General features: G+C 72.0%; 1 pseudogene. It reads right to left on the bottom strand.

Annotation, left to right across the window (positions count from 1 at the left end):
- Positions 1-1145, bottom strand: a pseudogene (locus ABZ281_RS50145) (IS1380 family transposase); the annotation flags it as partial.
- Positions 1146-1147: the final 2 nt, after the last annotated feature.

Genomic DNA, 1147 nt, shown 5'->3' with positions numbered 1-1147 from the left:
CTCCCACCTGCGGGCCTGGCCGGTGAGGGCGAGCATCGGCATCCAGGCCAGCAGCTCCAGGGCAATCTGGACGATCTCCAGCCAGATCTGGTTCTGCGCGGCGTCGTGCAGGGGGAGATTGCGCAGGCCGGTGGCGCGGGCGGCGCGGATGCGGTCCTCTGCGCGGGCCCGCTGCCGGTGCCGCAGCTCCAGTTCGGCGATCGGGGTGTTCTTGGTGTTGGTGGCGAAGCAGGTCAGGCGCATGCCGTCGGCGTCGGTGAGACGCAACTGGGCGCCGGGGTGCGGCCGTTCCTTCCGCACGATCAGCCGCATCCCCTTGGGCCAGCCCTTGAGGCAGTCGCCCTCGATCTCGGCCACCCAGGCGCCGTCGCGGACTTCGCCGTCGGGCTCGACGGCCGGCGTCCAGGCCGAGGCCGGGACCTTCAGGACCGCGTGGTGGATGGCATCGGTGATGGTCATGCCGACCGAGTAGGACAGCCACCGGCCTCGGGCGGACAGCCAGTCGACGAACTCGTGGGTGCCCCCGCGGAGTCGGTACGGATCAGCGTCCGCCGTCCGCGCCGGTACTTCTTCGGCAGCTGTGCCAGGGCGAGCCGGGCGGCTTCGATGTGGTCGGCGGCGGTGTTGCTGCCCGCGTTCCCGGGCCGCAGCAGGGCGGCCACCGGCTCCCCGGACCCGTCCCGGCCGTGGTCGACGAACCCCATCAGCGGATGGTGCCCGAAGGTCTTCTTCCGGGTCGCGGCCGCGTCCTGCTTCTCGGAATGCGCGATGACCAGCACCCCGTCCAGGTCCACGACCACCTGCCCGGCCGCGTCCGGCGCCGCCTCCCCGGCCAACGTTCACACGTATTCGCGGACTTGAGCGCGGGCCTGGCGCAGTGCGGTCAGCGCACGCTTCCCGCCCGCTGCCAGCGTGTCGATCAGCCGGGAGACCGTCGGATCAGAGGCCACCGGCCCGAACACCGCCGGCTCGGCCCGCAGCATGCCCACATCCGCCAGGCAGTCCCCACCCAGCGCGACCGCGAGCGCCACTTCCAGCAGGACCTTGCCCGAATCATGGATCGCCCGTGGCTTGCGCCACGGCGCCAGCGCCGCCGATATCGCCTGATCCAGACCGGTCTTGCGGACCGTCTCCACCAGCAGCACCC

The organism is Streptomyces sp. NPDC006265, from assembly GCF_040613555.1.
Taxonomy (GTDB): domain Bacteria; phylum Actinomycetota; class Actinomycetes; order Streptomycetales; family Streptomycetaceae; genus Streptomyces.
Note: the sequence above shows the minus strand (reverse complement) of the source record. Positions and strands in the feature narration are given on the sequence as shown.